The 21645-nt window shown below is 74.4% G+C and carries 21 protein-coding genes, 1 pseudogene and 1 riboswitch; of the genes and pseudogenes, 14 read left to right on the top strand and 8 right to left on the bottom strand.

Annotation, left to right across the window (positions count from 1 at the left end):
* Positions 1-22 precede the first annotated feature (22 nt).
* Positions 23-766: a zinc ribbon domain-containing protein gene (locus tag IF37_RS0121125; protein ID WP_079165820.1), complete on the bottom strand. Its 744-nt coding sequence runs from the start codon at positions 764-766 to the stop codon at positions 23-25.
* A 17-nt stretch (positions 767-783) separates the two neighbouring features.
* Entirely contained in the window at positions 784-1620 is an 837-nt protein-coding gene (locus IF37_RS0121115) for a Nif3-like dinuclear metal center hexameric protein (protein ID WP_030744775.1), read from the bottom strand.
* Positions 1621-1808: 188 nt separating this feature from the next.
* Here IF37_RS0121115 and IF37_RS0121110 point away from each other — a divergent pair, with 188 nt between their 5' ends.
* The gene (locus IF37_RS0121110; RefSeq protein ID WP_030744773.1) at positions 1809-3065 is read left to right on the top strand and encodes a hypothetical protein; all 1257 of its coding nucleotides are present in this window, start codon (positions 1809-1811) and stop codon (positions 3063-3065) included.
* A gap of 257 nt (positions 3066-3322) precedes the next feature.
* Positions 3323-3481: a hypothetical protein gene (locus IF37_RS44980; RefSeq protein ID WP_173456944.1), complete on the top strand. Its 159-nt coding sequence runs from the start codon at positions 3323-3325 to the stop codon at positions 3479-3481.
* Between the two features lie 235 nt (positions 3482-3716).
* Here the strand turns inward: IF37_RS44980 and IF37_RS0121100 are convergent, their stop codons facing one another.
* On the bottom strand, positions 3717-4577 hold the full coding sequence (locus IF37_RS0121100; protein WP_030744771.1) for a MaoC/PaaZ C-terminal domain-containing protein: 861 nt from the start codon (positions 4575-4577) through the stop codon (positions 3717-3719).
* A gap of 262 nt (positions 4578-4839) precedes the next feature.
* On the opposite strand from IF37_RS0121100, the gene IF37_RS0121095 reads away from it, so the two are divergent.
* The 5 genes from IF37_RS0121095 (at position 4840) to IF37_RS0121075 (ending at position 10323) form a co-directional block, all read left to right on the top strand.
* A complete protein-coding gene (locus tag IF37_RS0121095; protein ID WP_030744769.1) occupies positions 4840-6585 on the top strand; it encodes an MFS transporter in 1746 nt (581 codons plus the stop codon).
* Positions 6586-6709: 124 nt separating this feature from the next.
* Positions 6710-7369 (top strand): class I SAM-dependent methyltransferase, encoded by a 660-nt coding sequence (locus tag IF37_RS0121090; RefSeq protein ID WP_030744767.1) that lies wholly within the window; start codon positions 6710-6712, stop codon positions 7367-7369.
* 24 nt (positions 7370-7393) lie between these two features.
* Positions 7394-8320: an N-acetylmuramoyl-L-alanine amidase gene (locus IF37_RS0121085; protein ID WP_030744765.1), complete on the top strand. Its 927-nt coding sequence runs from the start codon at positions 7394-7396 to the stop codon at positions 8318-8320.
* Between the two features lie 83 nt (positions 8321-8403).
* Entirely contained in the window at positions 8404-9207 is an 804-nt protein-coding gene (locus IF37_RS0121080) for a DUF5336 domain-containing protein (protein WP_173456942.1), read from the top strand.
* Between the two features lie 105 nt (positions 9208-9312).
* The gene (locus IF37_RS0121075; protein ID WP_030744760.1) at positions 9313-10323 is read left to right on the top strand and encodes an LLM class F420-dependent oxidoreductase; all 1011 of its coding nucleotides are present in this window, start codon (positions 9313-9315) and stop codon (positions 10321-10323) included.
* 36 nt (positions 10324-10359) lie between these two features.
* Here the strand turns inward: IF37_RS0121075 and IF37_RS0121070 are convergent, their stop codons facing one another.
* Positions 10360-10932, bottom strand: coding sequence for a hypothetical protein (locus IF37_RS0121070; RefSeq protein ID WP_030744758.1), 573 nt, complete (start codon positions 10930-10932; stop codon positions 10360-10362).
* A 173-nt stretch (positions 10933-11105) separates the two neighbouring features.
* Here IF37_RS0121070 and IF37_RS0121065 point away from each other — a divergent pair, with 173 nt between their 5' ends.
* On the top strand, positions 11106-11399 hold the full coding sequence (locus IF37_RS0121065; protein WP_030744756.1) for a hypothetical protein: 294 nt from the start codon (positions 11106-11108) through the stop codon (positions 11397-11399).
* A gap of 53 nt (positions 11400-11452) precedes the next feature.
* On the opposite strand, the gene IF37_RS0121060 is transcribed toward IF37_RS0121065, so the two are convergent.
* From IF37_RS0121060 to IF37_RS0121050, 3 genes are read right to left on the bottom strand one after another with little or no spacing between them, the layout of a single operon-like run.
* A complete protein-coding gene (locus IF37_RS0121060) occupies positions 11453-12523 on the bottom strand; it encodes a prenyltransferase (RefSeq protein ID WP_030744753.1) in 1071 nt (356 codons plus the stop codon).
* A complete protein-coding gene (locus tag IF37_RS0121055; RefSeq protein ID WP_030744750.1) occupies positions 12520-13266 on the bottom strand; it encodes a class I SAM-dependent methyltransferase in 747 nt (248 codons plus the stop codon). Before IF37_RS0121055 ends, IF37_RS0121060 begins: the two co-directional genes overlap by 4 nt.
* The gene (locus tag IF37_RS0121050; RefSeq protein WP_030744747.1) at positions 13260-14681 is read right to left on the bottom strand and encodes a glycosyltransferase family 4 protein; all 1422 of its coding nucleotides are present in this window, start codon (positions 14679-14681) and stop codon (positions 13260-13262) included. Before IF37_RS0121050 ends, IF37_RS0121055 begins: the two co-directional genes overlap by 7 nt.
* Positions 14682-14902: 221 nt before the next feature.
* On the opposite strand from IF37_RS0121050, the gene IF37_RS0121045 reads away from it, so the two are divergent.
* The 4 genes from IF37_RS0121045 (at position 14903) to IF37_RS0121030 (ending at position 18894) form a co-directional block, all read left to right on the top strand.
* Positions 14903-15523 (top strand): TetR family transcriptional regulator, encoded by a 621-nt coding sequence (locus IF37_RS0121045; protein ID WP_030744745.1) that lies wholly within the window; start codon positions 14903-14905, stop codon positions 15521-15523.
* 12 nt (positions 15524-15535) lie between these two features.
* Positions 15536-15712: riboswitch (TPP riboswitch) on the bottom strand.
* Positions 15713-16470: 758 nt separating this feature from the next.
* The gene (locus IF37_RS0121040; protein WP_030744743.1) at positions 16471-17064 is read left to right on the top strand and encodes a helix-turn-helix transcriptional regulator; all 594 of its coding nucleotides are present in this window, start codon (positions 16471-16473) and stop codon (positions 17062-17064) included.
* Positions 17057-17692, top strand: coding sequence for a hypothetical protein (locus IF37_RS0121035; protein WP_253915815.1), 636 nt, complete (start codon positions 17057-17059; stop codon positions 17690-17692). Before IF37_RS0121040 ends, IF37_RS0121035 begins: the two co-directional genes overlap by 8 nt.
* Complete coding sequence (locus tag IF37_RS0121030; RefSeq protein ID WP_030744739.1) at positions 17692-18894, top strand: MAB_1171c family putative transporter; 1203 nt, start codon at positions 17692-17694, stop codon at positions 18892-18894. The genes IF37_RS0121035 and IF37_RS0121030 overlap by 1 nt, the downstream gene beginning before the upstream one ends.
* A gap of 30 nt (positions 18895-18924) precedes the next feature.
* Here the strand turns inward: IF37_RS0121030 and IF37_RS0121025 are convergent.
* Positions 18925-19158, bottom strand: a pseudogene (locus IF37_RS0121025) (MBL fold metallo-hydrolase); the annotation flags it as partial.
* A gap of 486 nt (positions 19159-19644) precedes the next feature.
* Here IF37_RS0121025 and IF37_RS0121020 point away from each other — a divergent pair.
* Together IF37_RS0121020 and IF37_RS0121015 are read left to right on the top strand one after the other, a co-directional pair.
* Entirely contained in the window at positions 19645-20868 is a 1224-nt protein-coding gene (locus IF37_RS0121020) for a prenyltransferase/squalene oxidase repeat-containing protein (RefSeq protein WP_030744737.1), read from the top strand.
* Positions 20865-21551: an SCO2322 family protein gene (locus IF37_RS0121015; RefSeq protein WP_030744736.1), complete on the top strand. Its 687-nt coding sequence runs from the start codon at positions 20865-20867 to the stop codon at positions 21549-21551. Before IF37_RS0121020 ends, IF37_RS0121015 begins: the two co-directional genes overlap by 4 nt.
* The last annotated feature ends 94 nt before the right edge of the window (positions 21552-21645 follow it).

The raw sequence follows: 21645 nt of genomic DNA, 5'->3' as shown, positions 1-21645 counted from the left end.
TTGTCCCCGCGCCCGGTCGCCCTTACAGACCCGACTCGGCCGTACGCACCAGGATGCGACGGCAGTTCTCGCAGCGGACCACCGTGTCCGGCGCCGCCCGGCGGATCTCGTTCAGCTCGGTGATGGCCAGCTCCTGCCGGCAGCCCTGGCAGGTGCGGGCGTACAGCTTGGCCGCGCCGATGCCGCCCTGCTGCGCGCGCAGCTTGTCGTAGAGCGCCAGCAGGTCCGCGGGGACGGAGGCGGCCACGACCTCGCGCTCCTTGGTGACCGAGGCGGCCTCGGCGTCGATCTCCTCGAAGGACGCGTTCCGGCGGCCGGTCGCGTCGTCGATCTTCGACTGCACCGAGCCGACCCGCTCGGTCAGCTCGTTCACCCGCTCCTGGGCGGCCTCACGGCGCTCCATGACCTCCAGCACCACCTCCTCCAGGTCGCCCTGCCGCTTGGCGAGGGAGACGATCTCGTGCTGGAGGTTGGACAGGTCCTTCGGCGAGGTGACCGCGCCGGAGTCCAGGCGCCGCTGGTCCCGGGCGGCGCGCTGGCGCACCTGGTCGACGTCCTGCTCGGCCTTGGTCTGCTCGCGGGCGCAGTCGCTCTCCTCGGTCTGCGCGGCCACGAGCAGGTCGCGCAGCTGGGTGAGGTCCTTGGTCAGCGTCTCGATCTCGGCGTGCTCGGGCAGGGACTTCCGCTTGTGCGCGAGCTGCTGGAGGCGGACGTCGAGGGCCTGGACGTCGAGGAGTCGGATCTGGTCGGCGGGCGCGGCGTTCAGTTGGGGGCTCCCGTGGGCTAGAGGGTTGGGGTGGACGCCGCGTGGGCGGTCCAGGGGTCGGTGACCGTCTTGGAGACGTGGACGCGGAGGTCCCAGCCGTGACGGTCGGAGATCTCGTCGAGCTGGCTCGCGGCCAGCTCGCACCAGGGCCACTCGGTGGCCCAGTGCGCCGCGTCGAGCAGCGCGAGGGGGCTCTGGGCCACCGCCTCGGAGGCCGGGTGGTGGCGCAGGTCGGCGGTGAGGAAGGCGTCGACGCCGGCCGCGCGGACCTGGTCGAAGAGGCTGTCGCCGGAGCCGCCGCTGACGGCGACCGTCCGCACGACGGCCTCGGGGTCGCCGGCCACCCGGATGCCCTGCGCGGTGGCGGGCAGCCGCTCGGCGGCGCGCGCGGCCAGTTCGCGGACGGTCAGCGGGTGGTCGAGTTCGCAGACGCGGCCGAGGCCCCGGCGCCCGTGCGGGTCGGTGGGGTCCGGCACGAGGGGCCGTACGACCCTCAGGTCCAGGGCGCCGGCGAGGGCGTCGGAGACACCCGGGTCGGCGGTGTCGGCGTTGGTGTGGGCGACGTGCAGCGCGATGTCGTTCTTGATCAGCGTGTGCACGACCCGGCCCTTGAAGTGGCCGGCCGCGACCGTGGTCGTACCACGCAGGTAGAGCGGGTGGTGGGTGACCAGCAGGTCGGCGCCGAGCCGGACCGCCTCGTCGACGGTCTCCCGCACGGGGTCGACGGCGAACAGCACCCGGGTGACGTCCTGACCGGGGTCGCCCGCCACGGTGCCGACCGCGTCCCAGGACTCGGCCCGCTCGGCGGGCCACAGGTCTTCCAGCGCGGCGATGACTTCAGACAGACGGGGCACGGGCCAAGGCTACCTGGCTGCTCGGCGGGGCCGTACCGCATGCGTCCGGTCTGACCCCGGTCAGCACACCCGTCCCGGTTTCCTCGGGTGAATCGCTTCTGCACCACCCGTATGTGTGAAGCGCGCGCCGGGCTCGGCGCGTGTCCGGTGCCGCGAAAACTAGCTTCGTCGCCGGAGGTGACCGAACGATGACTGTCTGTGTGGCCGAACCCGTGTCCACGGGCGGACCCGACGGCGTGCCGGGGGCGAGGTGCGCGATCACGGCGGACGGCGCGTACGCCGCCCGGCTCGCGCTGCGCGGGGGCTCCGGCTGCTGGTTCCCGGAACGGTGGACCCTGGACGGCCCGGAGCCGTACGCGGTGCCGCTGCCGGGGAACCAGCCGGAGGAGCCGGGCACCGGGGTGCAGCCGATGGGCGACGGCCGGGTGCTGATCCACCGGCAGGTGGCCGGGCGGCACGTCTTCTCGCTGCTCTACCCGACCGGGCCGGGCACCGGCGAGCTGCCGCTGGGCGGCCTGGAGTGCCCCGAGCCCGGCACCCGGCTCACCCTGCTGCCGCCGGCGCCGGGTGGCGTGCGGGCGTACGCCCTCGCTGTCGGGCCGCGCTCCGGCACGGTGTGGCTGGTGGCGGGCGGCACGTCCGGTCCGCAGCGGTTGGCCGAGGTGCCGGGGCGCTGCTCGGGCGGGGTCTGGCTGGACCGCGCCGGGCGGCTGCTGGCGCTCGACCGGGAGCTGGACGGGTGCACCAAGACGGTCGTGGTGGACCTGGCGCGCGGCGGCGAGGTCTCGCCGCTGCTCCAGATCACGGACGACAGCGACGACCGGCTGCTGCTCGCCGATCCCGACAGCGGGCTGCTGCTGATTTCCTCGGACGCGCCCTCGCCCGGACGGGCACGGCTGGGCTGGGGCGTCCTGGGCAGCGCCCTGCCGGTGCGGTTCCCGCGGTGCCTGCGGCTGCCGGACTGCGTGGTGACGCCGTTCGCGGTCCAGCCGGGGCAGGCGCTGATGCCGGAGGGGTGCGGGGTGGGCCTGCGGATCGACGGCGCGTTCGGCACCTGGGTGGGGACCTGGCGGCCGGCCGAGCGCCGGCTGCGGCAGCTGGCCGCGCCCGAGGGCTGGCTGGCGGGGACCGGGGTGTGGACACGGGACGGGGTGCTGCGGCTGCCGTACGTCACGGCCACGACCCCGTGCGGCGTCTCGGACCTGACGGCGCCGGTCCGGGAGGCGGACCCGGTGGGGCCCACCGGACCGACGGGGCCCACCGGGGAGGGAACCGTCCGGGCCGCGCGGGAGGGGACCACCGTGCGGGCGTCCGAGGCGGGCAGCCCGGCGACGGAAGCGGCCCGGCCGACGGCGGCGGCACCGGACCACCCGGCACCGACAGCGGAACCGGCCCGGCCGGTACCCCTGCAACAGGCACCCCTGGAACGCCTCGTCCGCGCCTGAGCCCGCGGAGGCGGGACGCTTGGCCGACAGGCCCCGGAAGGGGGCCGCCGGGCAGGCGCCAGGGCGGCCCGGCCGTCGGCGGGACCGGACTTCCCGGTGCCGGCGGCGGCCCGGCCGGTGCCCTCGGAGCGGTCTCTCCGGGGCGTCTTGTAACGAACCAGTGCCGGTTGGCGTGTGCGCCTGGATGGGGACCGTGGTGCGCCGGTTAGACTCGCCCGGCTGTACGAAAGATCATGTTGACGGGGTGGATACGTCCGATGAGCGACACCAGCACGACTGAGCAGCTGTCTGCCGGCTCTTCCGAGACCGCCGGCCACGGCCGGCACCGGGGTCCGATCGCGGCCCAGGAGAGCGAGGCCAATCCGCACGGCCGGCACCGCAAGCCGGCCCAGGAGACAGCCGAGGTGGCTGCCTGACGGCAGCGGTGAAGAGGGGGCACCCGCCGGGTGCCCCCTCTTTCTTGTCCTCGGCCCCTCTTCCCCTCTTTTTTTGTCCTCAGCCCCTCTTGTTTCCTCTCCTCAGCCCCTCTTGAGCCCCAATAGCCCACCGCCTCGACGTCGTCGAGGACCTCCGGCTCCTCCTGGCCGGTCTCGTGCAGTACGGCTGCGCGCATGGTGCGGCTCCCCTCGGGGCGTACGGGTCGTACCGGATTCAGGCGTGTTCGACGACGGTGTCGGCGAGGACGGGCGCGTCGTCCCGCTCGACGGCGCTCACGGCCACCCGGACCTCGGTGCCGCCCCGCCGCCACATGCGCACGCGCAGGGTCTCCCCCGGGAAGACGACGCCCGCGAACCGGGTGCCGTACGACCGGACGCGGGTGACGTCACCGTCGAGCAGCGTGTCGACGACCGCCTTGAGCGTCATGCCGTAGGTGCACAGCCCGTGCAGGATGGGCCGTTCGAATCCGGCGCGCTTGGCGAAGTCGGGGTCGGCGTGCAGCGGGTTCCAGTCACCGCTGAGGCGGTAGAGCAGGGCCTGGTCCTCGCGGACCGGGCACTCGACGGTCCGGTCGGGGTCGCCGGCGGGCGGGGCGAGCCGGGCGGAGGGGCCGCGGTCGCCGCCCCAGCCGCCCTCCCCGCGGACGAAGATGTGGGCGTCGCCGGTCCACAGCGGGCCGTCGGCGTCGGCGGTCTCGGTGCGCATGACCAGCACGGCCGCCGTGCCCTTGTCGTACACGGCGGCGATCCGCCCGGTGGTGGTGGCGGTGCCCCGGGGCGGGATCGGGCGGTGCAGGCGGAGGGTCTGCCCGCCGTGCAGGACGCGCGCCAGGTCGACGTCGACGCCCGGCATGGACAGTCCGCCGATCACTCCGGGCGAGCCGTTGCCCGCGACGGTGGCGAAGCTGGGCAGCACGTGCAGCCGGGACTCCAGCGTGTAGCGCAGCTCGTCGGGATCGGTGGCCGGGCGGCCGGCGCCGATCCCGAGGTGGTAGAGCTGCACGTCCCTGTGGTCCCAGGTGATCCGGCCGGTCCGGGGTCCGGCCGCGAGGGCCTGCGCTGCGTCGATGGGCATGGGGCTCCTGAGACGGTGACGGCGGAAGAACATCTCCATGTCCTCACGGGCGGCTGCGGCGAAGATCTGCGCGGTCGGCCGCGCCGCCCGCCACCGGTTGGCGCGCCAGAGTAGAACATGTTCCACCAAACCGCCAGAGTGTGACGGTGCGTCAGGAACCCATGGAACGGTCAAGACTTCTTTAGCGTCCCGAAGCAACGGAATAGTTGCCTGTGCATACGAGGTTTACCGGGAACTTATGACGCGCGGAAGGCCTCACTCCATGACAGACACGACGACCGACCGTCCCGACCGCCGAGCGGGCGGCGCGGTGGTTCCGGTGCTCGCCTTCGCGGGCATCGTGGTCGCGGTGATGCAGACGCTGCTCGTGCCGGTCATCAAGGACCTGCCGCAGCTGCTGGACACCGCCCCCAGCGACGCCACCTGGGTCCTCACCTCGACCCTGCTGTCCGGTGCCGTCGCCACCCCGATCATGGGCCGGCTCGGCGACCTCTACGGCAAGCGGCGCATGCTCGTCCTGAGCCTCTCCGTGATGGTGGTCGGCGCCCTGATCAGCGCTCTCACCAGCCAGCTCCTCACCATGATCGTGGGCCGTACGCTCCAGGGCTTCGCCATGGGCGCCATCCCGCTGGGCATCGGCCTGATGCGGGACATGCTGCCGCGCGAGCGGCTCGGCTCCGCCATGGCCCTGATGAGCTCCTCCATAGGCGTCGGCGGCGGCCTCGCCCTGCCCGCCGCCGCCCTCGTCGCCCAGCACGCCGACTGGCACGCCCTGTTCTACGGCGCCGCCGGCCTCGGCGTGCTCGCCATCGTCCTCACCCTCCTGGTCGTCCCCGAGTCCCCGATGCGCGCCGAGGGCTCCTTCGACCTGGTCGGCGCGGTGGGCCTGTCCACCGGTCTGGTGCTGCTCCTGCTGCCCATCACCAAGGGCAGCGACTGGGGCTGGTCCTCGGGCACCACGCTCGGCCTGTTCGCCGCGTCCGTCACCGTGCTCGTCCTGTGGGGCCTGTTCGAACTGCGCGCCCAGGCGCCCCTGGTCGACCTGCGCACCACCGCCCGCCCGGCGGTCCTCTTCACCAACCTCGCCTCGATCATGGTCGGGGTCGCCTTCTACGTCGTCTCGCTCGTCCTGCCCCAGTTGCTCCAGCTGCCCACCGCGACCGGGTACGGCCTCGGCCGGTCGATGGTCGTCGCGGGTCTGTGCGTGGCCCCGCTGGGCCTGACGATGATGTTCACGGCGCCGGTGTACGCCCGTCTGTCGGCCCGCTACGGCCCCAGGACCACCCTGATCACCGGCCTGCTGATCATCGCGGTCGGCTACGGCGGCGGCCTCGGCCTGATGGACGCGGCCTGGCAGACGGTCGTCACGTCCGTGATCCTCGGCGCCGGCATCGGCCTCGCCTACTCCTCGCTGCCCGCACTGATCGTCGGCGCGGTCCCGGCCGCCGAGACCGGCGCGGCCAACGGACTCAACACCCTCATGCGGTCCATCGGCACGTCGGTGTCGAGCGCCGTCATCGGCATGGTGCTGGCCAACACCGCGAACGACGTGGGCGGCGTCGCCGTCCCGACCATGCACGGGTTCCGGGTCTCCTTCCTGATCGCCACCGCCGCGGTGGCCGTGGGCCTGCTGCTGGCGCTCTGCCTGCCGAAGACCGCCCGCCCGGTGCCGCACCACACGCAGCTTCGGGCGAGCAGCGAGGAGGACGCCGTGCTGGAGCGGGCCGAGGAGGTGCTGCGGGGCTTCCGGGGACGGGTCCTGGACGCCGCCGGCGCCCCGGTGGCGCGGGCCAAGGTCACCCTGATCGACCGGCGGGGGCGGCAGGCGGGAGCGACCGTCTCCGGCGCGGACGGGGCGTACGCCCTGGCCGTCCCGGCCGAGGGCGCGTACGTCCTCGCGGCGAAGGCCGCCGGCCATGGGCCGCTGGCCTCGTCGGCGACGCACTCCGGCGAGGAGCGCGCCGTCGACCTGGACCTCTCGCTGCCCGGGGAGACGGTGAGCGCCTGACGCCCGGGACGGCCGGCCTGCCCGGCCGTCCGGTCCCCGCGCCCCCGTACCCCCTGTCGCACCGGCGGCCGGGGGTACGGCAGCATGGGGCGCCGCACGAGCCGTACGACCGGAAAGGCCCGCCATGCACGCCCCCGCTCCCGCCCCCAAGCCCGAGATCCTGGCCGCGTTCGAGGCGGCCAAGGGGTTCATGCCCGTGGACGAGGGGCTGGCGCTGTACGTGGCGGCCGCGGACGCGGGGCGGCTCGGGCTGCCGCTGCTGGAGATCGGGACGTACTGCGGGCGCTCCACCGTGCTGCTGGCCGACGCGGCCCGCGCCGCCGGGGTCACCGCGCTGACCGTCGACCACCACCGGGGCAGCGAGGAGCAGCAGCCCGGCTGGGACTACCACGACCCGGAGACGGTCGATCCGGAAATCGGCCTGATGGACACGCTGCCCACGTTCCGGCGCACGCTGTTCAGGGCCGGTCTGGAGGAGCACGTGGTCGCCCTCGTCGGCCGCTCCCCGCGGATCGCGGCGCTCTGGAACTCCCCGCTCGGTCTCGTGTTCGTCGACGGCGGCCACACCGACGAGCACGCCACCGCCGATTACGAGGGCTGGGCACCGCACGTGGCCGAGGGCGGTCTCCTCGTCGTCCACGACGTCTTCCCGGACCCCGAGGACGAGTTCACGGGCCAGGCGCCGTACCGCGTCTACCTGCGCGCCCTGGAGTCCGGGGCGTTCACCGAGGTCTCGGCGACCGGCTCGCTGCGTGTCCTGCGGCGTACGGGGGCGGGCATCTGACGCCCCCCGGTTAGAGTCGCAGACGTGTCGTACACAGGCCCGGACCACGATTCCCCGCAGGCCCGCCGGACCCGGCGCCGCCCGCTGACCGTCGCCCTCGCCGCGCTGGTGCCCGGCGCGCTGCTCGGCTGGGGGGTGTACGAGGCGGTGGACGGCGGCGGCGCGGACGGCGCGGACCGCACGGGCTCCGCCGCCGTGTCCCCCGCCCCGGACGCGGCCCCGGACGGGGGCGGCGACGGCAAGGCGTCCGGCTCCGCCCGGCCGGGCGGCGGCCCGCTGCGGGGCAAGGTCGTCGTCGTCGACCCGGGGCACAACCCGGGCAACTTCCGGCACCCGGCCGAGATCGGCCGCCCCGTGGACATCGGCACCCACCGCAAGGAGTGCGACACCACCGGGACCTCGACCGACGACGGTTACGCCGAGGCGCGGTTCACCCTCGACCTGGCGCACCGGCTGCGCACGCTCCTTGAGCGGCAGGGCGCCACGGTGAGGCTGACCCACGACGAGGGCCGGCCGGAGTGGGGGCCGTGCGTGGACGAGCGGGCCCGGATCGGCAACACGGCACACGCGGACGCGGCGATCTCCCTGCACGCCGACGGCTCCGCCCCCGGCAACCGCGGCTTCCACGTCATCCTGCCGGGGTCCGTGCACGCCGGTGCCGCGGACACCCGGGACATCGTCGGCCCGTCCCACGACCTCGGGGTGAGCGTCGCGGACGGCTACCGCCGCGAGACCGGCGAGCCGCCCTCCAACTACCTGGGCGGGGGCACCGGCCTGGTCACGCGGACCGATCTCGGTGGTCTCAATCTGTCAACGGTTCCCAAGGTGTTCATCGAGTGCGGCAACATGCGCGATAGCAAGGACGCGGCACTGCTGACCAGCGGAGCCTGGCGGCAGCGGGCGGCGCGGGGGATCTCCGGGGGAATCGTGGGTTTCCTGCGCGGGTCCTGACCGGCGGGCGGAACCGGCCGGACAGCCGGATCTTGTGGGCGATAGTGTCTACCGACGACGAGACGACCTACGAAGGACCTGAAGTGAATATCCGCTCCCTCACTAGAGGCGACGGCGTGGTGATCGGAGCAGCGGTGTTGCTGTTCATCGCGTCGTTCCTCGACACGTTCGACACCGACGGCAGCGACATCCCCAACGCCTGGGACAACCTCGGCCTGGTGATGAGCATGTACGTCGGCGGAATCATCGGCGCGGTCCTGGTCGTCCTCGCTCGCGCGCTCCCCCAGCCCCGCAAGGTCGTCGGGCTGGACCTCGGTCAGGTCGGCGTCGCCTTCACCGTCTTCGCCGCCTGGACCGCGCTCTGGTCGATCATCGACCCGCTGGGCGCCTTCGACAAGTCCGACCTGCTCGACGTCGGGGCCGGTTCCGGTCTGATCCTGGGCCTCATCGCCGCGCTGCTGCTGGCCGCCGCGGCCGTCGCCACCCCGCTGGTCCCGGCCCTCCAGGGCTCCCTCGTCCCCGCCCCGAAGCCGGTCGCCCCGCAGCCCTACGGCGCCCAGCCGCCCGGTGGCTACGGCTACCCGGGCGCCCAGCCGCAGCAGCCGTACGGCGCCCAGCCGCAGCCGGGCCAGCCGTTCGGGCAGCAGCCGCCCGCGCAGCACGCCCCGGCGGCGCAGCCCCCGGCCGCGGACTTCTCGCCGTTCTGGTTCGCCGTGCCGGTGACCCGCCCGCTGTTCGCCGAGGACGGCTCGCCCACCCCGATCGCCGAACTGGCCCCGGGCACCTGGTACCTGGCGGTCGAGCAGCGCGGTGCCGCGCTGGTCGCGCAGACCCAGGACGGCCGCCGCGGCGTGCTCCAGGACACCTCGGGCATCCAGCGCGGCTGAGCCCCGCACGCCGTCGCGTCCGGCCCCTCGCCCTTCCGGGCGGGGGGCCGTTGTCGTACAGTCGCCTCCCGGTCGTGAACTGACGGACCGTCAGGAGGCAGGCGTATGCGGCTCGGTCTCGCACTCGGGTACTGGGGACGCGGTCCGGACGCCGGCCAGGTGCCCCTCGCCCAGGAGGCGGAACGGCTCGGCTACCACTCGGTGTGGACGGCGGAGTCCTGGGGCTCGGACGCCTTCACCCCGCTGACCTGGATCGCCGCGCGGACGTCGACGATCAGACTGGGTACGGCGGTGGCCCAGATGGCCGCCCGCTCACCGGCCGCCACCGCGATGCACGCGCTCACCCTGGACCACCTCTCCGGCGGACGCTTGCTGCTCGGGCTCGGGCTGTCCGGGCCGCAGGTGGTGGAGGGCTGGTACGGCCGCCCGTTCCCGGCGTCGCCGCTGACCGCGACCCGGGAGTACGTGGACGTCGTCCGGCAGGTGCCGCGCAGGAGGGCGCCGGTGGAGGTGGACGGGCGGTTCCACCCGCTGCCGTACCGGGGGCCGGACGGCACCGGGCTCGGCAGGCCGCTGCGCTCGATCACCCACCCCCTGCGCCGGCACCTCCCCGTCCTGCTCGGTGCCGAGGGGCCGCGCAACGTCGCCCAGACCGCCCGGATCGCCGACGGCTGGCTGCCGCTGTACTGGGCGCCGAGCCGGCCGGAGGTGTACGGGGACGTGGTACGGGAGTTGCCGCCGGGGTTCCTGGTCGCGCCGATGGCACGGGTGCAGGTCTGCGACGACGTCGCCGAGGGGCTGCTGCCCGTCAAGGCCATGCTCGGCTTCTACATCGGCGGGATGGGCCACGCGGCCCGCAACTTCCACGCCGACCTGATGGCCCGCATGGGGTACGAGGCCGAGGCCCGGCGGATCCAGGAGCTGTTCCTGGCCGGGCGGCGCGAGGAGGCCGTGCGGGCCGTGCCGGACGCCTTCGCCGACGAGATCTCCCTGGTCGGTCCGCGCGAACGCGTCGCCGAACGGCTGGAGTCGTGGCGCGCGGGCCCGGTGACCGACCTGCCGGCCCTGTCCCCGGACCCGCACACCCTGCGGGTGCCGGCGGAGCTGAACGCCTAGGCGGCCTCACCGGTCGTCCGACCGGAAGGACACCGCCTAGCCCTTGGTCAGCTGCGACCCCGACGGCACCTGGTCCTTGACCGGCGCGCCGGCGCTCTGGCCCGCGTCCTTCACCTGGCTGATGATGCCCTCGAAGGGGCCCACGGCGCTGTCGTCGCCCTTGCGGAGCTTGGACGCCAGGTTCTTCAGGCCGTCGATGCCGGCGCCGAGCGGCGCGAGCGCCTTGGAGAGCGTGGGATCGCCCTGGGCGTTCCGCTGGGCCGCCTTCAGCCGGTTGTAGGCGAAGGCACCGGCGAGACCGGCCTTCACCAGCGCCGTCTTGCGGCCGTGGGCGCCCTTCTTGAACTTGCCGGCCTTCCAGGGCTTCACGATCCACTGGTAGGTCGCGCCGGCGGCCAGGCCCGCGTTCGCCACGAAACGGGTCTTGGCGAGCTTCTGGCGCTCCACGGACGCGGTCGGGCTGGGGCTGTCGGCGGCGGGCTGGGCCTGGGCCGCCGCCGCGGTGTCCTTCGTACTGCTCTTCTCGCCGCTGCCGCAGGCGGTGGCACCGGCCACCAGGGCGCAGCACAGGGTGAGCGCCACGAAGAGGCGCCGTATCGGTACGGGCACGAGGTCCTCCGGACGTGTCCTCCCCGAGCGGTCTGGTTCCTCCGGCAGCGTCACCCGGACCGCCGCACTGCGCCACCCGGGGGACGCCATCCGGGTCGTCTCCGGGGCGCGTCCGGGTCCCGTCCGGGCTCCCTCGGGGGTTTCACCGCACCCCGCCCGGCAATCCGGAAGACATGTCCCCTCGATATCGCAACGGTGCGAACCAGGCCGGGACGGTCATCGCGGTCGTCGCCGACGCCATGGCGCTGATCCTCGGCCTGTGGATACTGATGTACCTGCTGGACGCGAACCGGGCCAACGGCCTGGTCCGGTTCGTCCACGACGCGGCATCCTGGCTGGCGGGCTGGTCCCACGACCTCTTCACGTTCGACGAGGCGTGGGCCCGCGTGGTCGCCGGCTACGGCCTGGCCGCCGTGGTCTACCTCTTCGTCGGCCATGCCATAGCCAACCGGATGCAGCGCCACTGAGCCCTGGTGGGCCTTGCCGTGCCCTGCCGGGGCCTGTCCCCGAACTCCGTCGGCTAGTCGCAGCAGTCGGGAGCCAGGCCGGTCGGCAGGTGTTCGCCGCCGAAGACCGCGCAGGTGGCCTCGTGGCCGCCCAGCGCGGCCACGGCGAGCAGCAGGGAGCCCGCCGTCCAGGTGGTCAGCTCACGGGGCCAGATCACGTCGTCCTCGAAGACGTAGCCCGTCCAGTACAGGCCGGACTCCGGGTCCCGCAGGTGCTGGATGGACTGGAGTATCTCCAGGGCGCGGTCGGACTCGCCCACCGCCCACAGGGCCAGGGCGAGTTCGCTGGACTCACCGCCGGTCACCCAGGGGTTGGGCACCACGCAGCGCACGCCCAGGCCGGGGACGACGAAGCGGTCCCAGGACTCCTCGATCCGGGCCTTGGCCTCCGCTCCGGTCAGGGCACCGCCGAGGACCGGGTAGTACCAGTCCATCGAGTAGCGGTCCTTGTCCAGGAACCGCTCGGGGTGCCGGCGGATCGCGTGGCGCAGCGACCCGGCCGCCAGCTCCCAGTCCGGCTGCGGCTCCTCGCGCTGTTCGGCGATGGCGAGCGCGCAGCGCAGCGCGTGGTGGACGGAGGAGCTGCCGGTGAGCAGGGCGTCGGCCGTGGGGGTGCCGTCGTCCTCGCGCCGCCAGCCGATCTGCCCGCCCGGCCGCTGAAGCCGCAGCACCCACTCGACGGCCGCGTAGACCGTGGGCCACATGCGGTCCAGGAACGTGTCGTCGCCGGTGGAGAGGTAGTGGTGCCACACCCCGACGGCTATGTAGGCGACGAAGTTGGACTCGCGGGCGCGGTCGGTGACGTCGTCGTGGTCGCCGTCCGCGTAGGCGGCGTACCAGGAACCGTCCCCGTTCTGGTGCCGGGCGAGCCAGGTGTACGCGCGCTCGGCGGCCTCGTGTTCGCCGGCCGCGTCCAGGGCCATGGCGGCCTCGGTGTGGTCCCAGGGGTCCAGGTGGTGTCCCCGGAACCACGGGATCGCGCCGTCCTCCCGCTGCACGGCGAGGATGCCGGCGACGGTCGCGGCGGCCTGCCCGGCGGTGAGGACCCCGGGCAGGACGAGGTGTTCTGTCCGGGGGGTGGTCACCGGGCGTCCGCCTCCCCGGCCAGTCGCGGCAGGTGCGGCTTGGTCGCGTAGACCACGAAGCTCTTGCCGATCAGCGGGTTGAGCGCCTGCTCGGCGAACCGGGTGGCGAACGGCTTCTTCATGATGTCCCAGACCAGCAGCTTGTGGTACGCCCGCACCGGCAGCGCCTTGTCGTTGTCGACGCCGAACGCGCACTTCAGCCACCAGTACGGCGAGTGCAGGGCGTGCGCGTGGTGGCTGCCGTACGGCTTCAGGCCCGCCTCGCGGACCCGGGCGACGAGTTCGTCGGCCTTGTAGATGCGGATGTGGCCGCCCTCGACCTCGTGGTAGGCGTCGGACAGCGCCCAGCAGACCTTCTCGGGGCCGTAGCGCGGCACGGTGATCGCGATGCGTCCGCCCGGCTTGAGCACGCGGACCATCTCCGCGAGCACGCCCTTGTCGTCGGGGATGTGCTCCATCACCTCGGAGATGATGACGACGTCGAAGGAGTCGTCGGGGAAGGGGAGCGCGAGCGCGTCGCCCTCCATGGCGGTGGCCGTGGCGCCCTCGGGTGCCTCGCCCGCCTCCTTCATCGCCGCGAACCACTTGGCGACCTCGCGGATCTCCTCGCCGTTCTGGTCCAGGGCCACGACCCGGGCGCCGCGCCGGTAGCACTCGAAGGCGTGCCGTCCGGCCCCGCAGCCGAGGTCCAGGACGCGGTCGCCCGGGGCGAGCGGGAACCGGGAGAAGTCGACGGTCAGCACGTGGCCCTGCTTTCGGAGGAGACGCCTGCAACACTTACCGGGGCCGCGGGGCGGCCGGGGGTCCGGGCCGCGGCGGGGGCCCCCGCGCGCGAGCCGTTTCGAGCCTGGGGGCCGGCGGCGCGGGCGATGGCCTCGCGGTAGTGGGCCACGGTGCCCTGGGCGGCGCGGGCCCAGGTGAACTTCTCCAGCACCCGCTCGCGGCCGGCCCGGCCGAGCCGGTCGCGCAGTCCCGCGTCCGCCAGCAGCCGGCCCAGGGCGGCGGCCAGCGCGCCGGCGTCGCCGGGCGGTACGGCCAGACAGGTCTCGCCGTCGCGGCCGGCGACCTCGGGGATCGCGCCGCCGGTCGTGGCGACCAGCGGGGTGCCGGTGGCCATGGCCTCGGCTGCGGGCAGCGAGAAGCCCTCGTACAGCGAGGGCACGCAGGCGACCTCGGCCGAGCGGATCAGGTCGACCAGTTCGGCGTCGGAGATGCCCTTGACGAACTCGACGGCGCCTTCGAGGCCGTAGTGCTCCACGGCCCGGGCGACCGGGCCCTCGGCCGGGCGCTTGCCGACGACGACGAGGTGGGCGTCCGGGTGCTCGGCGCGCACCTTGGCGAGCGCCTCCACCAGGAACACCAGCCCCTTGAGCGGCACATCGGCGCTGGAGGTGGTGACGATCCGGCCCGGCACCTCGGCGACGGATGGATCCGGCGCGAACAGGTCGGTGTCGGCGCCGATGTGGACGACGTGGACCCGGTCGCCGCGGACGCCGAGGTGGTCCGTGATCTCCTGGCGGGAGCTGCCGGAGACGGTGAGGACCGAGGGCAGCCGGCGGGCGACGCGCTTCTGCATGCGGGTGAAGGCGTACCAGCGGCGCACCGAGTAGCGGCGCTGCCAGGTGCCGGCCGCGTCCAGTTCCAGCTGCCGGTCCACGGTGATCGGGTGGTGGATCGTGGTGACGAGCGGGGCGCCGATGTCGCCCAGCAGCCCGTAGCCCAGGGTCTGGTTGTCGTGGACGACGTCGAACTCGCCGCGGCGGGCGCGCAGATGGTGGCGGGCGCGGAGGGAGAAGGTCAGCGGCTCGGGGAAGCCGCCGGTCCACATGGTGGCGACCTCCAGGGCGTCGACCCAGTCCCGGTACTCGTCCCGCTTCGGGGTGCGGAAGGGGTCGGGCTGGCGGTACAGGTCGAGGCTGGGCAGTTCGGTGAGGGTGAGCCGGGGGTAGCCCTCGTCCAGCACCGGGTACGGCTGGGAGCCGATGACCTCGACCCGGTGTCCGAGGCGGGCCAGCTCGCGCGAGAGGTGCCGTACGTAGACGCCCTGTCCCCCGCAGAACGGGTTCCCCTTGTAGGTGAGGAGCGCGATGTCGAGCGGTCGCTCCCCGTCGGCAGCGGGTTCCTGGTCGGCACCCGCTTGACGGGCCTCAGCGGTCACTCCGTGCCCCCTTCTGCCTGCACTGTCCCGCGACATTACGACGGGACGCTAATCTAGAACAAGTTACAGACTTGATCGTTCAGGAGGCTCTGAATCTACCGGCAGGTAAGGGCGCTGTGAGCAGTGGATCAGGTGATTCACGCCACGACGCGCGACCCCGCCGCGCCGACCGGTCACGAGCCCTTGCGGACGCCCTCACCGACTGTCACGGAACGGTGCCCATGCCTGCGGAAGCCAGCACCCCGCGCCCCGCCTCGCCACCCCTCACCGAGCGGCAGGAGGCCCGACGCCGCCGGATCCTGCACGCCAGCGCCCAGCTGGCCGGCCGGGGCGGGTTCGACGCGGTGCAGATGCGGGAGGTCGCCGAGTCCTCGCAGGTGGCGCTCGGCACGCTCTACCGCTACTTCCCGTCCAAGGTGCATTTGCTGGTCGCCACCATGCAGGACCAGCTGGAGCACATGCACGGCACGCTGCGCAAGAAGCCGCCCGCGGGCGCCACCGCCGCCGAGCGCGTCGCGGAGACCCTGATGCGCGCCTTCCGCGCCCTCCAGCGGGAGCCGCACCTGGCCGACGCGATGGTCCGCGCCCTGACCTTCGCCGACCGCAGCGTCTCGCCCGAGGTCGACCAGGTCTCCCGCCAGACCACCGCGATCATCCTGGACGCCATGGGCCTGGAGGACCCCACCCCCGCGCAGCTCTCCGCGGTCCGGGTCATCGAGCACACCTGGCACTCGGCCCTCATCACCTGGCTGTCCGGCCGCGCGTCCATCGCCCAGGTGAAGATCGACATAGAGACGGTGTGCCGGCTGATCGACCTGACGGAGCCGGCCCCGCGCACCTGAGCGGGCAACGAGAAACCTACGAGACGGGTTCCCTTCGCCGGTATGACCCGGATCAGGTGATGGGGGTCGTCGTCCGGCCCGACTGCTGCCTTTCGACCTCTCAGCCCCACCGTCGCTGTCGGCCCGGGCGGGATGCCTGTGCGCCTCGCCTGAGTCGGCTACTCCGGTTGGACTCCCTCACTCGCCTCGTAGGCGACTTCCAGCATAAAACGGATGGAGCGGGATGGAACCTCCCAATTCCTACCGTTCTCCACCATTTGCCACCTCATCCGCCCACTCGGCCGACCGGCTCCATGCCGTCCCCCGGAGCCTGGCCCCACGCGACCCTTCCCAGGCCCCCCGAGCGCATGGTCCTCACCCGGCGATCCGGTCACGGCGGCCCCGCACCCGGACCTCCCGCCGGCAGGGGACGCGGCGCGACGGGGTCGGCGCGGACCGCGGCCGTCTCGTACGGCGGGCCCGGCGACCCCGGCCGGCCCGCGATCCGCGCTGCGCCGGCCAGACGCCCGGCGGACCGGGCCGGCGCACCGCCGACCGCGCACCGCGCCGCGTACCCCGGCACCCCCTCGGCCGCCTCCTCCGCCCGGCCAGGTACGGGCGGCCCCAGTCGGGCGGGTCCGGGGCGCCGGAGAGCACCGGACGGGCCGCGGCGATCCGCGTCGGCGGGAACTCGCCGCGGGTGTCCGGGCAGGCCGGGGCATGGACGCCCGCGCCCTCCCCGAGGACGGGGCGGGCACGGAACGCCCCGGGTGCCGCTCCCCCATAGGCGGCACCCGAGGCGGGTCGGGATCTTGCTCTCCGTGCAGTGATCCTCACCCACCGCGCCCTCAACTGTCAACGATTGCTGCGCTCTTCGGCAGGGAGCGTTGTCACGTCTGGTCGCCGCACGGGCGAGCGGGTAGCCTCGCGGCAAGCCACCGAATGGACGCACGCCCAGGGGGGACTCGGTGAGTGACGCCTACGCCGCGCTGGCCGACGTCCTGGACCGGCTCGGCGAGCTGACCGGCAGGCCCGGCCGGCTGCCGGAGGCTCTCGACGTGGCCGGCCTGTCCTACCGCACCGGCGTCCCCGTGGGTGTCGTCGTCGACCTGCTCTCCGGCGGCCGGGCCACGGAGACCTCCCTGGCCGAACGCGTCCGCCGGCGGCTGGACTTCATCCGGGAGACCCGGCGCCGGCCGGACGGCAAGCGGTACTCCCTGGACGAGCTGGCCAGGATCGCCGGGACCAGCAGGCAGTGGCTGAGCGAGTGGCGCAAGAGCGGGATGCCGAGCCTCGAACACGCCGACCGGCTGCGCCGGTTCTTCGGTCTGCCGGCGGGCTTCTTCACGGCCGACGAGCCGGAGGCGCTGCACGAGGCCCTGCAACCGGTGCTCCAGAGCCTGGAGGCCGAGGCGGACCCGCTGCTGCGGCTGCGCGAGAGCGGTCTGATCCGGCTGGCCGCCCGGGCCCCGCAGATGAACGCCCGGCAGCTCGCCACCCTGGCCGACCTGGCCGAGATGATCGTCGCGTCGGAGCGGGCGGGTGACACCGGGCGTGACTGACGAGTCGGCCGCCGTGACGTCCGCGCGGTCACCGGCGCCCGGAAGCCGGCCGAAGTCCCCGCGCAGCGCCCGCTCGCCGAAGCGCTTCCTGGACCGGCTGGTGCGGGACACCGTCGGCACCCTCGCGCGGCCGGCCGGCCCGGAGGCGTTCCTGCACGCGCTGTGCGCCACCCTCAGCCCTCGGCTGGACCGCCCGGTCCGGCTGCGGTTCACCGCCTTCCCGCCGGATCTGGACATCTCCGGGATCACCCTCGCCCGGGACGAGGACTACATCGTCGTGGTCGAGCAACGGGCGCCGGACCCGCACAAGTTCGTCATCACCGGGCACGAGATCGGCCACATCCACTACGGCACGCTGGACGTGCACTACCCGGCCGGACTGCCCGCCGCCGCCCGCCGGCTGCTCGCCCGCGCCGAGGAGGACATCCCCTGGGACCGGGTGGTCGCCCTGGCCACCCGGTCGCCCGCCGCCGCGGCGGCGGCGGCCGAGTGGGAGGCCGAGGAGTGCGGGCTGCGCCTCGCGGCGAAGTTCTCCAAGGTCGTCGGGCCGGGCGCGGCCGGCCGGACCACCCAGGACACCCTCACCGGCCGGCTGTCCTCCTCGCTGGGCAACATCGGCGGACCCTGATGCGCTGGGACATCGCCGGTTCCCTCGCGGCCTACGCCGTCCCGGCCGTACTGCTCGCCGTGGCCTTCGTGATCAAAGTGCCGTTGCTGCGGCGTGCCTGGCAGGACCCGATCCTGCGGGCCACCGCGCTGCTGCTCGGCGTCGGCGCCGTCGTCTTCGGCTCGCTGCCGCCGACGGCCCTGCACCGCATCAACGTCCTGTCCGGCATCCCCAACTTCGCCGCCCTGTGGGTGTACTCGCTGCTGACGGTCTACTGCGGCGCCTGCCTGTGGCTCATCATCACCTGGCGTGAGCCGCCGTCCGCCGCGCGCCGCCGGCGCACCCGTCTGGTCCGCAGGGCGTACGCCGCCGTCATCGTCGGCCTGTGGACGACGTTCCTGCTCGGCGACCACCGCGTGGAGCGGCTGCGCGACCTGGACACCTACTACGCCGACACGCCGTGGATGCGCGAGTTCGTGCTGCTCTACCTCGTCGCCCACCTGGTGTCCGCGCTGGTCGCGGCCCGTCTGCTGTGGAGCTGGTACCGGGAGGTCGAGGAGACCTGGCTGCGCCGCGCGGTGATCTTCCTCCAGGAGGCCTACGCCCTCGGGCTGGTCTTCGACCTCGCCAAGCTCGCGGCGATCGGCGCGCGGTGGAACGGCCGGGACTGGGACTGGCTGTCGACGTACGTCGCGCCGCCGTTCGCCATCGTCGAGGCCGCGCTGGTGGCCGTGGCCTTCATCGTCGGCCAGGCCGGTCCGCTGGTGGCGGAGCGGCGGCGGCTGGTCCGCGCCCACCGGCGACTGAAACCGCTGTGGCAGACCATGGTGACCGTCGCCGCGCCCACCGCGCCCGCGACCGGCCGGGTCAGCGGTGCCGCCCTGAGGCTGGAGTTGCGCCGGGCCGCCATCAACGACGGCCTGCTCAAGCTGGCCCCGCACCTGAGCCGGGACCGGCGGGAGCGGACACGGCACGCGGCGACGGCGGCCGGCTACCCGGAGTCCGCGGCGCGGGGCATCGCGGCGGCGGTGGACATCCGGGTCGCGGCACGGGCCCTGCACGCGCCCGGGGACCGGGCCCGCGCGCTGCCCGCGGCCGGCCACCCCGGCTCCGGCTGCCTCCCGGAGGAGGAGCTGGAGTGCGTGGCGTACGCCCTGCGGTGCCACACGGCGGCCGTCGACCGGTTCGGCCGGCAGGCCGTCGCGGCGGAAGGTCCCGCCTGACCCGGCCCGGCACGGCGGGACCGGCGCCCGTCACACCGCCACGTACGCCACGGGTTCGCTGCCCGCCACCGGCTCCGCCCGCCCCAGCTTCACCAGCCGGCGCAGGTGGGACTCGGCCTCCGAGACGGCGATGGTGCGGGAGCCGTGGGGGATCTCCGCCCAGGGGCGGTTCCACTCCATGCGCGTGGCGAGCTGCCAGGGGGTCAGCGGCTCGGCGAGCAGGGCGAGGAGGCGGGCCAGCCGGCCGTCGTGGTGGCCGAGCAGTGGGGACGCCCGAGGAGTGGAACACCGGGGCGGGTGAACTCCCCCCGCCCAGCTCTGGATCACCGCGTCGGTGCGTGACCCGACGGCCCCCCGCCACGCGGGCGGCGCGACCGTGCCGCCGTACGCCCCCGGCCCGGCCGCCCGGTGAGACCCCGGTCACCGCTCCCGTGTGCCCACGGCCACCCCACGGCGCGCGCGGGGCGGCCGGTAAGGTGGCGGGGTCGTCAGCACACCCGTACGGGGGGAAGCCGGTGCAATTCCGGCGCCGACCCTTCCCCGGTTCCTCGGCATCGCGCCCGAACAGGGGCTGCCCCGGTCCGTGAACCGCCGAGAACGGTGAGCCGGAACGCCCCGGGCGGGACGTTGACCGACTCCCGTGCGTCGGCGGCCCGCCGCGCACGGCACCGTCGAGGTTCACGGAGCCGGGCCGCCCGGGGGGTCACCCGCGCGCTGCCCGGCTCCCCGCAGGAGAGGCAGTCGCCGACCATGAACGTCCGCCGCAGCGCCGCGGCTCTCGCCGCCGTAGGCGTGCTGGCCGCCGCAGCGCCCGCCACGGCCGCCGACCCGTCCCCGTCCCCGTCCCCGAAGACGACGGCCCCGGCCGGGCTCTACGGCAAGGCCGATCCGACGTACGACGGCGTGTGGCGGCAGTCGCTCACGCTGATCGCGCAGCGGACGCTCGGCTACCGGCCGGCCGCCGCGGCCGTGGACTGGCTCACCGGGCAGCAGTGCGCGGACGGCGCCTTCGCCGCCTTCCGAGCCGCCCCCGGCAAGCCGTGCGACGACACGGTCAAGGCCGACACCAACAGCACCGCCGCCGCCGTCCAGGCGCTGGCCGCGACCGGCGGGCACGGCGGCGCCGTGGAGAAGGCCGTGAACTGGCTGAAGTCCGTGCAGCAAGCGGACGGCGGCTGGAGCTACTACGCGGCCGGACCCAGCGACACCAACTCCACCTCCGTCGTCATCGGCGCGCTCGCCGCGGCCGGCACCGACCCGGCGGACGTGCGCAAGTCCGGCAAGTCCCCCTACGACGCGCTGCCCGCCTGGTCCATCCCCTGCGACCAGGAGGGCGGCGGCGCCCTCGCCTACCAGCCGGACAAGAAGGGCGAGCTGGTCGCCAACGCGGACGCCACGGCGGCCGGTCTGCTGGGCGCGCTCGGCAAGGGCCTCGCCGCCGGGGCGGGCAAGGCCCCGGCCGACGACGCCTGCGTCAAGGCCGGGCACCCCACCCGGGAGCAGGTGGCCGGCAACGCCGGCGCCTACCTGGCGGCGGCCGTCGCGAAGACCGGTCACCTCCGGTCGGCCCTGCCGGGAGCCACGGACCAGCCCGACTTCGGCAACACCGCGGACGCCGTCGTCGCGCTCGCCGCGAACGGCCGGACCGGACCGGCCCGGAAGGCGTACGCCTGGCTGGAGAAGAACGCCGGCCCGTGGGCGCGGCAGAGCGGCCCGGCCGCGTACGCCCAGCTGATCCTCGCCGCGCACGCCCTCGGCAAGCAGCCGGGCGACTTCGGCGGCACCAGCCTGGTCAGCGCCCTCAACGCGCAGGGACCGGCCCCGCGGATGGACTCCGGCGCGCACGAGTCCGCGCCGGACGCGGCCGAGGGCGAAGACTCCAAGGCAGGCGTCTGGTGGATCGTCGGCATCGGTCTCGTCGCCGGCATCGGCATCGGCTTCCTGCTCAGCGGCCGGAAGAAGCGGCAGCCGTGACCGCCGTCCGCCGTGCCGTGCCGGTGCTGGTCGCCGCGCTGCTGCTCCTCGGCACCGCCGGACGGGCCGGCGCCACCGGTTACCGGTACTGGTCCTTCTGGGAGCGCACCGGCGGCCACTGGACGTACGCCACCCAGGGGCCGGCGTCCGCCCGCCCCGACGACGGCACGGTGCAGGGGTTCCGGTTCGCGGTGAGCGCGGACTCCGCGGACGCGGCCCGGCCGCGCGGTGCGGCGGACTTCGGCAGGATCTGCGCGGACACGCCCGCGAAGTCCGGGACCAAGCGGGTGGCCCTGGTGCTCGACTTCGGCACGGCCGCCGACGCGCCGTCCGGCGAGGCGCCGCCGCGGGGCCGCACGGCGTGCGCGCGCGTGCCCCGGGACGCGTCGGCCGCGGAGGCGCTGGCCGCCGTGGCCGAACCGCTGCGCTACGACTCGAACGCCCTGCTGTGCGCGATCTCCGGCTATCCGCACCAGGGGTGCGGGGAACAGGTCTCCTCGGCGGAGAGGACGGAGAACGCGAAGAACACGGAGAACACGGAGAACGCCGGGAACCCCGGGAACGCCGAAGAGACCGGTGACGGCGGTCCCTCGCTGGGGCTGCCGGTCGGCGCCGCGGTGGTCGTCCTGCTGGCGGGCGCGGCGGTGTGGCGGGCCAGGCGGCGGCGCGATGCGTCCGGGTGAGTACGGCCGGCCGGCCGGTGGCGCGCTGGGCGAGGCGGAGCGCGGGGCGTCGTACGGCGGCGGGTCCGCCGTGGCCGGCCGCGCGGTCCCCCGC

Origin of the sequence: Streptomyces sp. NRRL S-31, from assembly GCF_000718775.1 — a bacterium.
Classification (GTDB): Bacteria; Actinomycetota; Actinomycetes; order Streptomycetales; family Streptomycetaceae; genus Streptomyces.
The sequence above is the reverse complement of the archived record's forward strand: the minus strand, read 5'-3'. Positions and strand labels throughout refer to the sequence as shown.

What these genes read in the sequence shown, in the direction of transcription:
- IF37_RS0121110 (WP_030744773.1), top strand. Translation starts at nt 1,809, where the DNA reads ATGACTGTCTGTGTGGCCGAACCCGTGTCCACGGGCGGACCCGACGGC.
- IF37_RS44980 (WP_173456944.1), top strand. Translation starts at nt 3,323, where the DNA reads ATGAGCGACACCAGCACGACTGAGCAGCTGTCTGCCGGCTCTTCCGAG.
- IF37_RS0121100 (WP_030744771.1), bottom strand. Translation starts at nt 4,577, where the DNA reads ATGCCCATCGACGCAGCGCAGGCCCTCGCGGCCGGACCCCGGACCGGC.
- IF37_RS0121095 (WP_030744769.1), top strand. Translation starts at nt 4,840, where the DNA reads ATGACAGACACGACGACCGACCGTCCCGACCGCCGAGCGGGCGGCGCG.
- IF37_RS0121090 (WP_030744767.1), top strand. Translation starts at nt 6,710, where the DNA reads ATGCACGCCCCCGCTCCCGCCCCCAAGCCCGAGATCCTGGCCGCGTTC.
- IF37_RS0121075 (WP_030744760.1), top strand. Translation starts at nt 9,313, where the DNA reads ATGCGGCTCGGTCTCGCACTCGGGTACTGGGGACGCGGTCCGGACGCC.
- IF37_RS0121065 (WP_030744756.1), top strand. Translation starts at nt 11,106, where the DNA reads ATGTCCCCTCGATATCGCAACGGTGCGAACCAGGCCGGGACGGTCATC.
- IF37_RS0121045 (WP_030744745.1), top strand. Translation starts at nt 14,903, where the DNA reads ATGCCTGCGGAAGCCAGCACCCCGCGCCCCGCCTCGCCACCCCTCACC.
- IF37_RS0121030 (WP_030744739.1), top strand. Translation starts at nt 17,692, where the DNA reads ATGCGCTGGGACATCGCCGGTTCCCTCGCGGCCTACGCCGTCCCGGCC.
- IF37_RS0121020 (WP_030744737.1), top strand. Translation starts at nt 19,645, where the DNA reads ATGAACGTCCGCCGCAGCGCCGCGGCTCTCGCCGCCGTAGGCGTGCTG.